The organism is Neptunicella sp., from assembly GCF_048268085.1.
Taxonomy (GTDB): Bacteria; Pseudomonadota; Gammaproteobacteria; order Enterobacterales; family Alteromonadaceae; genus Neptunicella.
In genome coordinates this window covers 41,642-58,591 of the sequence record NZ_JBLWWF010000013.1, presented here as the reverse complement: position 1 = coordinate 58,591, position 16,950 = coordinate 41,642, and the positions used below count along the sequence as shown (strand labels likewise).

General features: G+C 44.6%; 16 protein-coding genes. 5 read left to right on the top strand and 11 right to left on the bottom strand.

All coding sequences use genetic code 11. The annotated features are described in order from the left end of the window. Positions 1-210: 210 nt before the first annotated feature. Entirely contained in the window at positions 211-621 is a 411-nt protein-coding gene (locus ACTD55_RS11690; protein ID WP_438864509.1) for a 3-phosphoshikimate 1-carboxyvinyltransferase, read from the top strand. Here the strand turns inward: ACTD55_RS11690 and ACTD55_RS11685 are convergent. The 3 genes from ACTD55_RS11685 to ACTD55_RS11675 are packed head-to-tail and all read right to left on the bottom strand — an operon-like array spanning position 605 to position 4,746. After that, positions 605-2,962 (bottom strand): GumC family protein, encoded by a 2,358-nt coding sequence (locus tag ACTD55_RS11685; RefSeq protein ID WP_438864508.1) that lies wholly within the window; start codon positions 2,960-2,962, stop codon positions 605-607. The two genes, ACTD55_RS11690 and ACTD55_RS11685, sit on opposite strands and share 17 nt — an antisense overlap. A 13-nt stretch (positions 2,963-2,975) precedes the next feature. Further along, the gene (locus ACTD55_RS11680; RefSeq protein WP_438864575.1) at positions 2,976-3,491 is read right to left on the bottom strand and encodes a polysaccharide biosynthesis/export family protein; all 516 of its coding nucleotides are present in this window, start codon (positions 3,489-3,491) and stop codon (positions 2,976-2,978) included. A gap of 34 nt (positions 3,492-3,525) precedes the next feature. Beyond that, a complete protein-coding gene (locus tag ACTD55_RS11675) occupies positions 3,526-4,746 on the bottom strand; it encodes an outer membrane beta-barrel protein (RefSeq protein ID WP_438864507.1) in 1,221 nt (406 codons plus the stop codon). A gap of 813 nt (positions 4,747-5,559) precedes the next feature. Here ACTD55_RS11675 and ACTD55_RS11670 point away from each other — a divergent pair. After that, positions 5,560-6,984: an undecaprenyl-phosphate glucose phosphotransferase gene (locus tag ACTD55_RS11670; protein WP_438864506.1), complete on the top strand. Its 1,425-nt coding sequence runs from the start codon at positions 5,560-5,562 to the stop codon at positions 6,982-6,984. Between the two features lie 15 nt (positions 6,985-6,999). Here ACTD55_RS11670 and ACTD55_RS11665 read toward each other — a convergent pair whose 3' ends face one another. Continuing rightward, a complete protein-coding gene (locus ACTD55_RS11665) occupies positions 7,000-7,848 on the bottom strand; it encodes a LytR/AlgR family response regulator transcription factor (RefSeq protein WP_438864574.1) in 849 nt (282 codons plus the stop codon). Between the two features lie 145 nt (positions 7,849-7,993). On the opposite strand from ACTD55_RS11665, the gene ACTD55_RS11660 reads away from it, so the two are divergent. Beyond that, positions 7,994-9,202 (top strand): acyltransferase family protein, encoded by a 1,209-nt coding sequence (locus tag ACTD55_RS11660; protein WP_438864505.1) that lies wholly within the window; start codon positions 7,994-7,996, stop codon positions 9,200-9,202. Between the two features lie 9 nt (positions 9,203-9,211). Here ACTD55_RS11660 and ACTD55_RS11655 read toward each other — a convergent pair whose 3' ends face one another. Next, complete coding sequence (locus ACTD55_RS11655) at positions 9,212-10,441, bottom strand: multifunctional CCA addition/repair protein (RefSeq protein ID WP_438864573.1); 1,230 nt, start codon at positions 10,439-10,441, stop codon at positions 9,212-9,214. Positions 10,442-10,592: 151 nt separating this feature from the next. Here ACTD55_RS11655 and ACTD55_RS11650 point away from each other — a divergent pair, with 151 nt between their 5' ends. Together ACTD55_RS11650 and ACTD55_RS11645 are read left to right on the top strand one after the other, a co-directional pair. Beyond that, the gene (locus ACTD55_RS11650) at positions 10,593-11,504 is read left to right on the top strand and encodes an ExeA family protein (protein WP_438864572.1); all 912 of its coding nucleotides are present in this window, start codon (positions 10,593-10,595) and stop codon (positions 11,502-11,504) included. Then, positions 11,497-12,456 (top strand): general secretion pathway protein GspB, encoded by a 960-nt coding sequence (locus tag ACTD55_RS11645; protein ID WP_438864504.1) that lies wholly within the window; start codon positions 11,497-11,499, stop codon positions 12,454-12,456. The genes ACTD55_RS11650 and ACTD55_RS11645 overlap by 8 nt, the downstream gene beginning before the upstream one ends. Before the next feature lie 18 nt (positions 12,457-12,474). Here the strand turns inward: ACTD55_RS11645 and ACTD55_RS11640 are convergent, their stop codons facing one another. The 6 genes from ACTD55_RS11640 to ACTD55_RS11615 form a co-directional block, all read right to left on the bottom strand. Then, entirely contained in the window at positions 12,475-13,653 is a 1,179-nt protein-coding gene (locus ACTD55_RS11640) for an HD-GYP domain-containing protein (RefSeq protein ID WP_438864503.1), read from the bottom strand. Between the two features lie 143 nt (positions 13,654-13,796). Further along, positions 13,797-14,216, bottom strand: coding sequence for a Holliday junction resolvase RuvX (gene ruvX, locus ACTD55_RS11635; protein WP_438864502.1), 420 nt, complete (start codon positions 14,214-14,216; stop codon positions 13,797-13,799). Between the two features lie 9 nt (positions 14,217-14,225). Next, positions 14,226-14,786 carry a YqgE/AlgH family protein gene (locus ACTD55_RS11630; protein WP_438864501.1) on the bottom strand — a complete coding sequence of 187 codons (561 nt, stop codon included), beginning with the start codon at positions 14,784-14,786 and terminating at the stop codon, positions 14,226-14,228. A 31-nt stretch (positions 14,787-14,817) separates the two neighbouring features. After that, positions 14,818-15,768: a glutathione synthase gene (gshB, locus tag ACTD55_RS11625; RefSeq protein ID WP_438864500.1), complete on the bottom strand. Its 951-nt coding sequence runs from the start codon at positions 15,766-15,768 to the stop codon at positions 14,818-14,820. 95 nt (positions 15,769-15,863) lie between these two features. Continuing rightward, entirely contained in the window at positions 15,864-16,175 is a 312-nt protein-coding gene (locus ACTD55_RS11620; RefSeq protein ID WP_438864499.1) for a cupin, read from the bottom strand. Continuing rightward, positions 16,176-16,904: a 16S rRNA (uracil(1498)-N(3))-methyltransferase gene (locus tag ACTD55_RS11615; protein WP_438864571.1), complete on the bottom strand. Its 729-nt coding sequence runs from the start codon at positions 16,902-16,904 to the stop codon at positions 16,176-16,178. Between the last annotated feature and the right edge of the window lie 46 nt (positions 16,905-16,950).

The window sequence follows — 16,950 nt, the reverse complement described above, 5'->3', positions numbered from 1 at the left end:
TAATAGCCTTCACAGCATGTCTGTTGGCTGGAAATTTACCGCTAAAACTGTCTGTGTATCGCAACAGTGTTATTGCATTTTTTGGTAAGCGACTGGGGTGAATCAAAATTCGCCGGATAGGAATGCCAACTGTATGCGGAAATTGAGTAATGATAGGCAATTAAACCTGTTTGACAGGGTGTAATCGAATAGCAACAGTGAGGAACAGGTGTGAGAACCATACTCAAAGCACGGATTGAAGATGACCCTGAAATTCAGAATTTGTTAGCTCGTATGCCTAAGGATATGCGCGGCTCATTTAGTGACAAACAGTTAAGCTGTCTTAAAGCTGCGTTAGCATCCCGCCAATGGGGGAAGCATAAAATTGATGTAAGAGGAACGCTTAGCTGGTTCAGCAGCCGTTATTATTTTGTGTTGCTGGCGGGTAAAAATCGTCGTGAGTTAAGCCAGCGGGAACAAGGGGTGTCGCGTTTTATCAAAGCCACTTTTATCAGCGCTTTTATTCTGTTTAGCTGGTTATTCGGTTTACTCAGTTTATATTTATTAAAGTCTGCCTTGGGGATCAACTTAATCGATGACTTTTCCTTTGGGATTTGGGATTGGTTTAAGACATTGTTCTAACCTGTGGTTTAAGCACGGGCTCTTGTTTTTCCGCAGGTGGAGCGGGCGGGCACTGGTAGCCGTATTGGTCATAAAAGCCAGAAAATGTTCCGGTTTTATTGGCTTTTTTCAGATCTACCTGATTCAGTACAATACCGTCGATTCGATGTCCTAATTGCTGGAAGCGGCTTAAGCCGGTTTTAATGACTTTATCGCGGGTACTATCGGCTTTAACCACATACACCAGAGAATCACACACCTTGGATACCACCATTGCATCGCTGACAGCCTGAGTCGGAGCGGTATCCAGAATAATATGGTCATACTCTTTGCTCAGTACGCCAATCAAGCTTTTAAAACGTAATGACGCTAGCATTTCTTGCGGATTAGGGGGTAATGAGCCCGCCATAAGTAAGTCAATTCCAGAATATTCATCGGTTACAATACATTCATCTTCAGTGTGAGTACCGGAGATAATATTGGCCAATCCGGGTTGAAAACCGGGTAAACCAAATAGCTTTGACATCACCGGTCGGCGTAAATCGGCTTCGATTAATAGTACTTTGCCCATTTGTCCCATCGCGAACGCCAGATTAGTGGCCACGGTGGTTTTTCCTTCTTTGGGCGCGCTGGAGGTGACCAAAATGACTTTGGTGGTTTTTTCGTTATTGAGCAGCAATATACTGGTTCGCAAGGTGCGGATTGCTTCACTGAATAAATGGTTTTTGTGATCGAAAAAGTGCCGTAAAGCCAGATCCTGTTTACGCTTGTGTCGTTGCCATGGAATTAACCCTAACATGCGTTGGCCGAGTTTGCGTTCGATATCATCAATGGAGCGAATTCCATTATTAAAGGCTTCAAAAACCAGTGCGATAAAAATACCAAAACCGATACTTGCCAATCCCGCCGCCGCGACAATTAATGATTTTTGTGGCTTGGATGCTTTTGTTGGAATGGGTGCCGAATCTAATACCCGAGCATTGGGGGTTTCAAAGCCGCCCAGTTCACTGGTTTCTTTTAGACGCGTAAAAAATGAATTATACAGCTGCTGGTTTATATCTACTTCCCGCTGTAAAGAGCGACGTTGGGTTTCGAGGCCGGATAAACGACGATAACGAACTTTAGCTTCCGCCACTTCTTTTTGTAATGCGGCTACTTTTTGCTGAGCCGATTCATAGGAGCTGCGATAATCCGTGCCAATCCCGTCAATCAGCGTCGCAATTTGCGCATTACGGGCCTGCCTTATTGAGGCGACTTCGGCGGTGATGGCGATCATTTTAGGATGTTTCGGTCCATACACTCGGCTTAACTCCGAAAATTTACTCTCGGCTTTAATCACTTCTTTATTCACATTTTGTACTGATGGGTGATTCAGAATGATAGGCAAACGCGCCAGCGCATTGACATTACCGTCTTTAACTTTGATTTGTTCATAGATAGCTTGTTGTTGTTTTACTGCATTTTGCGCTGTGAGTAATTGCTCACTTAATCCTTGTAATTCATCTGCAGCTAACCCAACCACGCCATCAATATTGACGAGTTGTTCCCGCTCGTAAAAGTCGGATAAACGTTTTTCTGATGCATTGAGCTTTTCACGCAATCCCTCCAGACTGTCATTTAACCAGGTTGTCGCTTTGCTGGTCATACTGAATTTAGCTTCAAGGTAACTTTCGATATAAACCTCTGCGACGGTATTGGCGATTTTGGCTGCCAGTTGCGGTGATTCGCTTTCGTAACTGATATTGACTACTTGGGTATTTTTAATCGGGGTGATGGTTAAACCGCTGGCGAAACGTTTAATGACCTTTTCCAGCTTAACCTCCGCCAAATTTTTATCGGCAGCCGGTTGGGAGGGGGCATTGTCACTATGTTGGGCTAAAAATGGCAGATGTTCCCGCAATAGATTGGTGATTTGTACTTTGCTATCTTTAAGCCAGCCTAAGGAACGGGATTGTTGGTCAGGATCGAACAACGGGTGATTGACCAAATTGAGCTTTTCCACCACCTTTTGCGCTACTTTGCGCGATTTTAAAATTTCAAACTGGGTCTGAAAATATTCTTTGCGGCTGGAGTCCAGCCCATACACTTCTTGAATGGACAGAACTTTTGCCTGTTCTGACTCAATCAATAGCGATGCCGTGGCTGAATACTTGGGCGGCAGTGTCATAACAAAGAGCCCGGTGAGCAATGTGATAATGATGGCAAAACCGATAATTCGCCATTGAAAGGAGCGTATGACTTGCCAATAATGGGCGAAATCCAACGCCTCATGGTCGTCAGTCACGTTGGCCGAACGATGACTGGCTGAGCCGGAAAAAAGACTGGCATTAAGCTGTTCTACACTACTGTGGATTGATTTCATCAGTGGTTATGTCCTAAAAGAAACTTTGTTGGATGCGCACGATGTCACCTGGCAGTACGGTATCTGAGGTATGTACAGTTAATTCTTTCTGTACCCCTTTTGTTTCACGCAAAATAATGATTTTGTCTTTGGCGGCCCGCTGGGTATAACCACCGGCAAGGGCTGCCGCTTTATCCACTGACAGACCGGGCTGATAGGGGTACCCGCCGGGTTTTTTGACTTCGCCATCGATAAAAAAAGGCCGGTATTCGACAATTGACACTGACACCGAAGGATTAATTAAATAGTCACCTTTGAGGCCGGAATAAATGGTGTTTTCTAACTGCGCTGCGGTCATGCCAACCGCTTTAATATCACCTAAAAACGGATAGTTGATATTGCCGGTGTCAGGCAAACGGGTTTCAATCGACAGATCATCTTGTCCATAGACCGTGACCTTAATGACATCACCCGAGCCCAGTCGATACTGACCTAAATTAAACGTGTCAGCTTGCACCAACGGACAAAGCAAGGTGGTGATAGTCATCATGCAGGCAGTAAACAAGGCGGTGCGTAAGTTCATATTAAAGACTCGCTTGTAACGAAATGCTGAATAGATTGCGATCAAAATCGAGATTATCAAGATTGCTATTACGCTGTTCGTAGTGATAGGCAATGGAGAATGTTAACCAGCGGCGAAATTGATAATTGGCGGCTATCTTAGTGCCCCAATCACGGTCTTCACGATCTTGAACTAACAGATCCGCAGCTGAACGACTGCGGGCGTATTTATCATTCTGGTAAAGAATTTCCAGCTCGGAATTAAATTGATCATTCCAGTCATGTAGCCAGCTGAGTTGGTAATCGCGTTTTTTAATAAAATCGCCTTGCCCATCGGTTTCTTTAATATCGCTGTTGGTAGACAGTTCAACGCGACTGTAATCGACCGGTTGCCATTGCACACCGACTTCCCAGTCGAATCCATCAAAGCTGTCACGTTGTTCCGAATTAAAATCTTTACGACGCATCCCTATTTTGGCAAAGCCGGTGGTCGCAGCCGTCGATTCCCATTTAATCCCGACTAAGGCTTTTTGCTCGCTACTGTCCAGACGATTGCGGGCTTCAGCTGAAAAGTCGTAATTCACTTCAGCATGACTTACATCGAGCAATAAATCGGTATTCGGAGCCAGCTGATAATAAAAAGTCGAGCCTAAAATATGGGTATCACGATCCCGTTCCAGATAATCTATTTCCTCGCCATCATAGTTGACACCTTTATATTTATAGCGCAGGTCGATTTTACCGGTGGCGTTCTCACCACCGTAGCGATAGGTGATTTGCATTTGTGAGTTTTTGTAGGTGTCCGGATGACTGAGTTCATTACCATGGCCGATAGAATAACGGGTACCACGGGCATCATGTCCGTCTAGATAGTCGGCATCCAAACTGATTCTGTGACGACGTTGCAAGTTATAATGGAGTTGGATCCATAAGTGATGATCGGTGAAATTATCAGTCGGGCTAGAGACATAATCGCCGCGCTTAAGCGCATAACCAAGGGTTAAATCATTGAGTCCATAGTTGTTTTGTAACACAACAGAGGGGCTGATTAACGTTGCCCAACTTTGTTCCGGGTTAGAGGATTGGCGTAACAGGTTATCATCATAGCGTTGTTCAATATTCAGGCCGGGAGTAAGCAGTATGCCGCCCAAATTAATATTGCCCGGGCTATTCGGTTCAGCTGCTTGTGCCCATGACGTCAGGCTAACTAACACTATCCACCATTGGGGCTTCATTAAGCGCATTTATTTTCCTTCCGTGAAGTAATAACTAACGTTGTCTGACTTAGGCTATGCGATATGTATGCCAGTGCGAGGCCAAGAGCCTGTGGGGCCTGAATTTAAAGGGGGCTGCTGTTTTGGTTTTGTTGGCTTAATCGATAACGGGGTTTTGTTGCGGGATAAATGTTTCTTATCAGCGACAAACCGGGGATTAAAGGCCTTATTAGTCGTTATTTGACGCTTGTACACCCTCTAAGAAAACGTTGTTTCTAAATACCCGAATAATACGACGTGATTAAAAAGAATCCCTTTCATCATTTTTTATTTTGCTTCAAATGCCGGTATCTATTGGCTTACGTTCCAAATCACATAGGGCTGTGTTAGTTCATCACGGGGTTTGCATGGTAGCTGGCACCGGACTTGCAATTTTGTCATTGAATGCAATTGAAATTGGGCGCATTCACAGGCGTGAGTGAAAGTAATACATGATGCCAGTTACTTCGGAAAGTCCCCGTAATGCCAAGAGTCATCCATCTTGGATGTTGCAGGTGTCGACTTTTTCAAGGTAAGTCCATCATCTTACTTAACGCTGTAAATAAGTTGCAAATAGGCCACAACGGATCTGCTCTGGTATCAGATTGAGCAGTACAGGATTGTTCAACATATGTTGTAAGACCTTGTTTTATTGGTTTTATCTGAATGTTTTGAACATTAAAAAAGGGATTGAAGTGTGATTGTTGCTGATCAGCGTCAATGACGACTTTGAGGCACTAATTTGAATGTGGCGTGATTGAACAACTCGTCGTGACGGGAAGACTGATTTACAGAGGAATGGTTATGGCAAGTGATATTATTCGTCGAAAGATGGGCAAAGGAATTATTCAGGCCAATCAAAGTAGCTTTTCAACCTTATACCGGTTGGTGGATCTACTCGTCGTGACTATGATGTACTTCTTTGTACTGTTTGCTAATGGGATTGGCCTCGGGGCTTCGAGTTTACTGTTATTATTTGTCAGTATTATCAGCTATATGCTGTGTGCCGAAGCGCTGGATATTTATCGTTCTTGGCGAACATCTTCATCCATTCTAATGCTTAAAACGGTGTCAATGGCTTGGTTGTTAACCGCTGCTGTCACTATCTGCTTTGCCTATTTTATGTTTTGGCTGGTTCCTTATGGCACTAGCGTCATTTTGAGTTGGCTGGCAGCTGCCGGGTTTTCTTTGTTAGGTTGGCGAGTGGTGTTTCGTGAAATATTACATGTGCAACGCAAGAGTGGTCACAACACCCGCAGCGCAGTGATTATTGGTGCCACGCCTTCCGGTTACAGTTTGGCCAATCAAATAGATGATAACGAGTATTTGGGTATTAAATTTAAGGGCTTTTACGATGACCGCTCATCAGAACGCCTGCCTCACGAGTTAAAAGATCAGATATTCGGTCGGGTTGAAGATGCGATTGCCTTGGCTAAGGCCAACCAGATTGACTATATCTATTTGTCGATGCCCATGAGTGCTGAAAAGCGCATTATGCAGATTTTGAATATGTGCAGCGATACTACTGCGACGGTGTATATTATTCCCAATTTCTTTATCTACAATCTGATTAATGCGCGTTGGCAGAATATTGGTTCTATTCAGACCTTAAGTGTTTTTGATACGCCATTTCAAGGTGGTAGCGATGTGCTTAAGCGCGCTGAAGATATTGTTTTCTCTAGTCTTATTTTATGCCTTATTGCTTTGCCTATGGTGGCTATTGCTATCGCAGTTAAGATGACTTCACCGGGGCCGGTAATATTTAAGCAAACCCGTTATGGGTTAGATGGTAAACCAATTGTGGTGTATAAATTCCGTTCTATGAGTACTCAGGATAATGGTACTCAAGTGATTCAAGCACAAAAGAACGATCCTCGCGTTACTCCTCTTGGTGCGTTTATGCGTCGCACGTCGCTCGATGAGCTACCGCAGTTTATCAATGTATTGCAAGGCCGTATGTCGATTGTGGGGCCACGGCCTCACGCCGTTGCCCATAACGAAGAATACCGAAAATTAATTGAAGGCTATATGTTGCGTCACAAGGTTCGCCCGGGCATTACCGGCTGGGCGCAAATTAATGGTTACCGAGGCGAAACCGAAACCATCAATAAAATGGTTAAACGGGTGGAATATGATTTGGATTATATTCATCGCTGGTCAGTGTGGCTGGATATTAAAATTATTTTTGCCACCGTATTTAAAGGTTTTGTTAGCAAGAATGCCTATTAAAGGCGGTCAGTCTGGTTATCCAAACTGTTGTTTAAACTGGTCTTTATAACGACGGGATAAATTCAGTTTATGACCATTTTTGAGCGTAATTTCACCGTCGCCACTGGGTTGGTAACTGATGTTGTCGATGGCCTGATGGTTCACTGCATAGCTGCGATGAATACGGCTAAAACCGGCAGATTCTAAACGTTCCAGTGTGGTCGCCAAAGTGGCTCTGAGCGGATAAATGCGCCCGCCACTGTGGAGATTGACATAATTACCGGCAGATTCCATCCATTCAATATCGCTGACTTTTACCAGAAATTCCTTATCCAGTTTACGTACCAGCAAATGACCCGGAACTTTGGACTGCACGGCAGGAGATTGTTCGACCGACTCGATCAGGTTGGCTTCCCCTTTCAACCGGCTATATACAAAGTGATACAGATTATACATGCCGTAAAAAAATACATATCCCCATGCGTCTTTACGGTATTCATATACAAATTCGCGCAAGATCGGACCAAAATTGTAGTCACCCCCTTGCCAGGCATAGATTATCTCTCTAAACCACACCATTAAACTAACATGTAAAATAGAAAACAGCAGGGTGCCGAGGAAGTGCTTGAGTAGTTGTTGCCAAACTTTAGTCAGGCGCGGTGGCCACAGACTGAATAAATACAAAAACAGTGGCAACAGCAACATAATGCTAAGGGTACTGGTATATTCCCAGCAAAAGGGCTCCCATAAATCAATCGTGGGGCTGCCATCGCGGTTTTGTTCCATCCAGACCGAAGTGGCGTTGATGCTGTTGTTGATAAATAAATAGGCAAATATCAGCATGCCCATATACCAACGGCGATACTTATCGAAGCGTTCAAACATTGTCACGGTTATATCTCAATTATTTTTATCACAGTATTCCACCGGTTATCCCTAACGCGCTGCCGCTCAGCCTTTAGGGCTTGGTTGACACAACCGCATGTAGCACGCTGAGGAGGTTGTCTTTACTTTAACCTCCGGAGGGATAATGACTCAACTACAATCTGGGCGCCGTTACGATATTGATACATTGCGGGTACTGGCCTTTGTCATTTTAATTCTGTATCACACTGGGATGTATTACGTCGCTGACTGGGGCTGGCATGTTAAAAGTACCCATCAGTCTGTATGGCTGCAGGATTTGATGTTACTGGTTAACCAATGGCGTATGTGTTTGCTGTTTATGCTCAGTGGTATGGCACTGGCATTAGTCAACAATAAATACAGTGCTGGAAGTTTAATTTGGCTGCGCAGTAAACGGCTATTGATCCCGCTGGTTTTTTCCATGTATGTGATCGTGGCGCCGCAGCTGTATTATCAATTGCAATTTAATCAGGGCTATCAACAGTCTTATCTGACTTTTTGGTTGCAATATATTAATCCACCAGCAGATTTTTTTCCTGAGCATCAAAGTAGCATTGGTTTACTGACTTGGAACCATTTATGGTATTTGCCGTATTTATGGGTCTATACCTGCATTATGCTGCTTATTGGAGGAGGGCTTAAAAAGTTTGCAAGTTGCAGCGCCCTGTCAAAAGTGCAGTTATGGCATTTGATCGTGGTGTTGGTGACGATCCAGACCATTTTATGGATGACTTTAGGTCAACGTTTTCCTGATACCCATAACTTGATCCAGGATTGGTATGCACATAGTAAGTACTTGCTTGCGTTAATTGTTGGCTTTATGTTGGTATACCAGCAACTCTGGTGGCGGCATTGTATTGAACATCGCAAACCGTTATTGATTCTGGCAATCTGTGGTTATGCTTTTATCTTTCTGGATCATCATGACTGGATGCCCACCTTGGTGGATCTATCCAATTTTCCCTTGATCAGACAGACCTTCTATTCAGCAGTTTATTTTATTAATCGGTATGCCTGGTTATTTGCAGTATTAGGGTACGGTGGTTATTACCTGAATCGTCGTTTCAAGTGGTTAAATTACGCTAATGAGGCGATATTGCCCTGGTATATATTGCACCAAACCCTGATTATTCTGGCGGCGATGGCGTTGCAAAGTGCACATTTGCCAATCGGTTTGGAGGCTGTTTTGATCCTTATTATAACTGTCTGTGGTTGTTATTTGGGCTATGAACTAGTCAAACGTTTCTGGCTGGGGCGGCTGTTATTTGGATTGAAATTGCAATCTAAACCGATAAACACGCACAAGGTAACAAGCATAAACGCGACGACTTAGGAGGTCGCGTTACACTGACAACGTTGATTTTAGGTCAGCAATGACGTCAATACGCTGTTTATCAAGTTGTTGTTTAATCGCCGCACCTTGATAACCGGCGGCGATAATTTGCTGTACGTCAATTTGACTGGCTGATTGATAAGCTTGCCAAAAATAATCGGCCTGTTGGTAAGGGGTATCTTCAAAGCCGGTACGTCCCCGCGCGTCGGCACGACACACATCCATAAAATCGGCAAAGCGCTCAGGTTTGCGCCATGCATCGCAGCGATTAAGGACTTTTAATACGGTAGTAGGTTTTAACTCAAATGCCTTGTGAACATGGCTATGGAACTCACTGGCGATTAAGGCCAGTTCACGACATTCATTGCTGGCTTTAATTCGGTCACATAGTTGATTTATGCCCTTTAAACCCAAGGTTTCATGACCTCGATGTGAAGGCCACTGCCGTGGATCTGTCAATCCCTTACCAATGTCATGGGCAAGCGCGGCAAAACGCACACTAAGTTTATCGGATAAGTGAACGGCTTGTTGTAATACCATCATAGTGTGGATGCCGGTGTCGATTTCCGGGTGCCATTTAGCCGGATTGGGGATACCCCATAATTTATCCAGTTCGGGCATCCACAGCGCTAATGCATCACAAAGTTTTAAGGTTTCAAAATAGATTTCAGGATTCGGTTCGAGCAAGGCGCGGGCGCTTTCTTGCCAAACCCGTTCAGCGCTTAAGCTTTGTAATTCTCCGGATTGACTAATTTGTGTCATTAACGCCATTGTCTCATCGGCAATGCGAAAGCCGTATTGATGATAACGTGCCGCAAAACGAGCAACGCGTAAAACACGCAAGGGGTCTTCGACAAAGGCTTCAGATACATGACGCAAGGTTTTTTGAGCCAAATCCTGTTGGCCATGATAGGGATCGATAATATTGCCATCCTCATCCATTGCCATGGCATTAATGGTCAGGTCACGACGGGACAGATCCTGTTCCAAAGTCACATTTACCGAACTGTCACAGCTAAAACCGGTATAACCGACTCCGGTTTTACGTTCCATCCGGGCCAGGGCATATTCCTGTTTACTGGATGGATGCAAAAAAACCGGGAAATCTTTGCCTACTTGCTGAAATCCCTGATTCAGCATTTCATCGGGCGTTGCGCCCACCACAACCCAATCCCGATCCTTGACCGGGTGATTAAGTAATTTATCGCGTACGGCGCCACCTACTAAGTAAATCTTCATTTGATTGTGGTTATTTAATGTTTTATCACGGAATTCGTACTGGTTATTATGCCGCATGCGACACAGATTTACATTTATGCTTTTGACTTAGAGCAGTTAACTGGTTAGTTTGATGCTCTTTCGTCTAATCAGCGCTGTAAAATCGAGTGTTATGTATCTGAATTATTTTGGATTAACGGATAATCCTTTTTCTATTGCCCCGAATCCCGACTATTTGTATATGAGTCCGCGTCATAAAGAGGCGCTGGCGCACCTTACTTTTGGCCTGCGGGAAAGTGGTGGTTTTGTGATGCTAACTGGCGAAGTGGGTACCGGTAAAACCACGGTATCACGCAAACTATTGCAACAATTGCCCGATAATACACAAGTGGCGATGATCCTGAATCCTACCTTGTCAGCACTCGAATTACTGGCCACGGTTTGTGATGAATTAGGCGTCGACTATCAGCATGACAAGCAGAGCTTAAAATATTTTACCGATCTGATTTTATCCAAGTTGGCAGCCAATCATCAGCAAGGCACCAGCACGGTGCTGATTGTCGATGAGGCTCAGCATTTATTGCCCGAGGTATTAGAACAATTACGGTTATTAACTAATCTGGAAACCAATCGTGAAAAATTGCTTAAAGTCGTATTGATCGGCCAGCCTGAATTACAAATGTTACTCAAACGTAATGAGTTGCGGCAGTTAGCCCAACGTATTACTGCCCGCTATCATTTATTGCCATTGTCCGCGGGTGAAGTCAAGGCGTACATTAGCCATCGCCTTAGTGTGGCCAGTGGTGATGTGGCAATATTTAGTAAGGCAACGCTGCGAGCGGTGTATAACATTACCGGAGGCATTCCCAGAGTGATTAACTTGCTGTGTGACAGGGCCTTGACCCTTGCCTTCACCCGGCAGGATGTGATGGTACGTCGGCACATTTTTTTAGCCGCTGCAGGACAAATTCTGGGGGACGATGTGGTGAAGCAACGGCAGGGAAAGTCATGGGGAATGATGTTACTTGGCCTATTTAGTGTTGCGTTAGTTATTGGTTTTTGGGCGGGTAATATCTATGGCTAATATCGATATTAACCAGTTAAAACCGGGGATGGTGATCGTACAAATTACCGCTCAAAATGGCCCGGTCAAAATCCGTAAATCCGGTTTGGTATCCAGTCAGGAAATGGTATTGGGATTAATGGAAATGGGAGTGCAACGGCTGGAAATAGACCCTGCGCAAACCGTTGAATTGGACTCTCCTCAGCCAAGTTCATCCCCAATGCAGTCGCTGTTAATGCAAACCCAGCAAGGCAAACAGAACAGCGTCGATAACAGCATGTCAGAACAATTTAATCGCAGCTTGTTTTTACCCTCAATAGCCGCATTGCCTTCTGTGTGGCAATACTATGGACAGCGTACCTTGATGGTATTGATTGTGTTGGCGGGTGGAGCAGGTTTAGGCTGGACAGCGGCGACAGTGGATAAATGGTCATCGATGTTTGCCGTCAGTCATGTGCCACCTGCTGCGTTGGTAGCGCCTCAGTCACCGGCACCAAGTGTAAAAGATCAACAACCCGCACCTGCATTAGCAACTGAACCCCAATCAACCCAATCTGAGCAGGATATGTCAGTTGCAGTTCAGTCGCCTACCGGTAACATTCCGCCCGCCAAACCTGAGCCAAAAGCACAGCAAATATCACCGGAACTACTTGAAAAGTTTAGTCAGGCAGTGGCCGAAGTGGGCAGCACTAAAATCGCTGAAGATCCAGCAATACCCGAGCCAGAAAAAGTCGATGTTCCGCGTATTGACCAACTCCCTGCCTGGGTATTGAAAGAATTACCTGCAATGTCGTTTTCCGCCCATATGTACGCCTCCGAGCCACAAGAGCGTTGGGTCACCCTAAATGGCGCAGAAATACACGAAGGGGAATGGATTAATCAGAATTTGCAGCTGGAACGGATCACTCCGCAACAGGTAATCCTTAACTACAAAGGACAACAATTTAGCATGAACGCCTTAACTGACTGGTAAATATTAGGTCGTTGTCGGTTACGCATGATTAACCAACGCCTGCTTAAAAAAATCCAGCATATTCAGATTGAAGTCTTCAGGCAAAATACTCGATACGATAGCGTCTTCAGATTGAGATAAGTCAATTTGTTGAATGCTTTCATGGCAGTTCTTTTGAATATCATAAAAGCTCATCACCATGGGCGAGGAGGGGGGGTATTGATTAGCGCGTAATACCATGGCTAATTTGCCACTTTGCAGTTTTACCACCGAGCCAACGGGGTATAAATTAATACATTTGGCAAATTTTTCCATCAGTTCAACATCCATTTTTTGTTTTTCATTTTCCATCATAAAACTGAGTGCCGCCGCTGGCGTCATTGCGTCCCGATAAGGGCGTTTGGCGGTTAGAGAATCGTATGTATCGACGATGGCAGCCATCCTAGCATAAACAGAGACATGTTCACCGATTAATCCATCAGGATAACCGGACCCATCCAGACGTTCATGATGGTGCGTTATCACATCGATGCTGACCTGGCTCATACAACCTGACTGTTCTGCCACGTCTGCGGCAAAATCTACATGTCCTTCCATTTGCCGGGTTTCTTTCGCCGATAATGCTCCACGTTTTTGTACCACTAATAAGGGGACCTTAGCCATGCCAATATCCATCAGCAAGGCACCAACCGCTAACTGATGGATGCTTTGTTGATCAAAATTCAAATAGCGGGCAAATAAGGCCATCAATATCGAGCAATTGACGCTATGTTCGATAAGGTATTCATCTACTTGGCGAATTTGAGTGACTACTCTGGTGGCTTCTTCAGATTCAAATACGTTATCGATGATCTTGTTGGTTAAATCATGCACATCGGCAATATTGGCATATCGGTTTTTGTTGATACGTTGAATAATTTTGCTATGGATACTTTTGGTTTGTTCATAAAGTTCCAATGTTTGCTCTACTTGCTGGCCAAAAGTGGTTAAGACCTGATCGGATAAAGGAAGTGATGGTGGGTCTGATTCTTGAACCGTATGAATACTTTTTGCCAAATCGATTTCTAACTCGGTGATCCCCCGGTCTTGCAATGCCTTGATGGCTGTAGCTGTTTTAACCAGACCTGTTGAGGTGACTTTGATACGTTGTTGAGGTTGAGTGATCCGGGTAACGTACATACCGGGGAGCAGATTTTCGATGGAAATTATTTTTATCATTGGCGATCCAAACAACGCAACTGATAGCACTGGAAGTAGACGGGAACAGACTGTAAATATTGTTGTATATGGTCAAGAAATCAAGCGGACTGATTACTTTTTACTTGCCGACTGTTGGCCTGAATTACGAAATTTAGTGTGGGTTAATATTGGTTTTCCATCCAGCTTTCCAGAATTAAACAGGCTGACACACTATCAATTTTACCTTTGGTGAGTTTTTTATAACCGCCCAGCTCAAATAATCGGGATTTGGCATCCGCCGTGGTCAGGCGTTCATCACAGGTTTCAACTGGCACTTTAAAGCGGGCATGGAGGCGATTGGCAAACTTCTTTGCCGCAAAGGTTGTATGTTGGTTGGTACCGTCCATATTCAACGGTAATCCCACCACAATTCCCGAAGGCTGCCATTCATTGAAGATTTTTTCCACTTCAGCCCAGTCAGGTATTCCATCCTGCGCTTTAAGGGCTTCTAAGGGCGCAGCGGTAGCCGTGATTTGTTGACCCACAGCCACACCGATACTTTTTGTACCAAAATCAAACCCCAACAGTGTTTGCATACTCATAATGATGTTCTACGCATGGCCGGCACCTGGCGCCAGTTGCCAAATATCGATACCTAATTTATGTACCGCCGATTCCCATTTTTTATGAATAGGTACATCGAACAATAATTCGGCATCAGACTCGATGACCAACCAGGAGTTTTCTTGAATTTCCTGCTCGAGTTGGCCGGCTCCCCAACCGGCGTAACCTAATGCGACTACCGATTTTTCCGGCGCGTTATCTGTGGCCAGATTTTCCAGAATATCTTTTGAAGTGGTCACCATAATTTCTGAACTCACCGCCATACTTGAGCTGTATCCCGGTTGCGGAGTATGCAAAATAAACCCGCGATCTTTACCCACAGGGCCACCTGCGACCACAATATTTTCGCCTTTCTTTTCGTCGATTGGATTTTCGATGTTAGTCAGTGTTAACAACTCTTTGAGGGTCATCCCGGCCGGTTGATTGATGATAATTCCCATTGCCCCATGCTCATTATGCTCACAGATAAAGGTCAGCGAACGGCTGAAATAGGGATCCTGTAAACTGGGCATAGCAATTAAAAAATGGTTCTCAAGACTGTTTTGCATAGATTCTGCCTGCTTAATGGTTAACGGGCGATTACGCCTTGACTCGTTTTTCGATAGCATCGAAAAGTTTACCCGTAATACTGACCGGATAAGCGGCCTCTATCTCACGTACACAGGTGGGACTGGTGACATTAATTTCTGTCAGCCGATCGCCAATAATATCCAGGCCGACAAATAACAGTCCTTTTTCGACTAATGTTGGGCCAATGGCCTCAGCAATTTTGCGGTCAGATTCACTAATTGGTTGTGGGCGTCCACTGCCGCCAGCGGCCAGGTTTCCTCTGTTCTCCCCTTTGGTGGGCAAGCGTGCAAGTGCGTAAGGGATGACTTCGCCATCGACAACTAAAACGCGTTTGTCACCGTCTTTAATTTCGGGCACAAAACGTTGGAACATGGCATAACGCTGGCCGAGTTCGGTCAGGGTTTCGATGATGACACCCAGATTATTGCCATCTTCCTTGACCCGAAAAATTGAACTGCCGCCCATCCCATCCAGTGGTTTACAAATAATATCCTGATGTTGTTGATGAAATTCGCGGATCAACGCACTATTACGAGTCACCAGGGTAGGTGGAATAAACTGTGGGAACCATGAGGTAAATAATTTTTCGTTACAATCCCGTAAGCTTTGCGCTTTGTTCACCACCAAGGTGCCAGCCTGTTCGGCCAATTCGAACATTTGCGTGGCATAAATAAACTCGTTATCCACCGGTGGATCTTTACGCATCAGGATTACATCTAATTCGGCTAGACTTTGCTGGCATGGCTGACCTAAATCAAACCAATGCTCGGCATCTGACTGAACGCTGAGTTCACGCATGGTCGCCATCGGTTTGCCATTGTCCAGATACAAATCCCCCATTTCCATGTACTGAATTTGATACCCACGTTGCTGCGCTTCGAGCAGCATGGCAAAACTGGTGTCTTTTTTAATATTAATGGATTGAATAGGATCCATTACGATGCCGAGTTTAATTGTCAAAATATGTCCCCTGTGGGCGGAATGATTTAACCTAAGTGCTTGACTATAAAGTGGTGTTAACTATCAGAAAATCAAGTATCGGGTGTTAAACAGCGCTAAATACTGCCTTCTTTTTCAATCACTAATATTCGTGCGACACCGACAGGTTTGGCGACATGCTCAGTGCCGACTGAGGCATAAAATACATCACCGCTTTGCAGTAATGCCTTATTTTCCTGACCATCCTGTTTATAGTGCATATTCACTTCACCATCCAATACGGCAAACACTTCTTCGCCATCATTGATATGCCATTGATAAGGTTGATCCGTCCAATGTAAACGGGTGGTTACTCCATTGATATTAGCAATGTCTAACGCACCCCATGCTTTATCCGCGGTAAACTCTCTGCTACGGATGACTTTCATTTATAAATCTCCAAACAAACTTTGTAATGCGGTAATCGTGGCTAGCGCGGCCGTTTCAGTGCGTAATATGCGCGGGCCTAATAGCACCGATTCAAAACCGTTTTCTTGAGTTTGATATATTTCCTGATCACTAAGACCGCCTTCCGGTCCAATTAATAACCGCACACCATGATGATTAAGCCTTAATTGACTAATCCGTTTTTCAGCTTTGGGATGTAATGTCAAACGGAACTGATTGGTGGATTGGGTTGACCATTCGGCCAGCGTTAAGGGTAAATGCAGCTTGGGCACAATATTCCGTCCTGATTGTTCACAGGCTCCGATGATAATCTTTTGCCATTGCTGATGTTTTTTAAGCCAGCGTTCGTCATTCAATTTGACATTACAACGTTCGGTAATCAGTGGGGTAATCTCCGTCACGCCCAATTCCACCGATTTTTGCAGCACAAAATCCATTCTATCGCCTTTGGAAATGCCCTGACCCAAATGAATACTAAGGGGAGACTCAAGGTTAAGGCTGATTTTGGCATCCACACGAGCTATAACTTTACGCTTGCCCACCTCAACAAGCTCGGCGGGATAGTCGTTGCCATCGCCATTAAATAACACGATGGGATGACCGTTTTTTAAGCGCAATACGTTAGCCAAATGGTTGGTGGCTTCACTGGTTAATGGAATGTCGCTGTCTACGCTAAGTAGATCGGGATGATAAATTCTGGGAACTCGCAATTTGACAATACCGCTTACAATATTCTGTGGCACTTATGGTATCAGC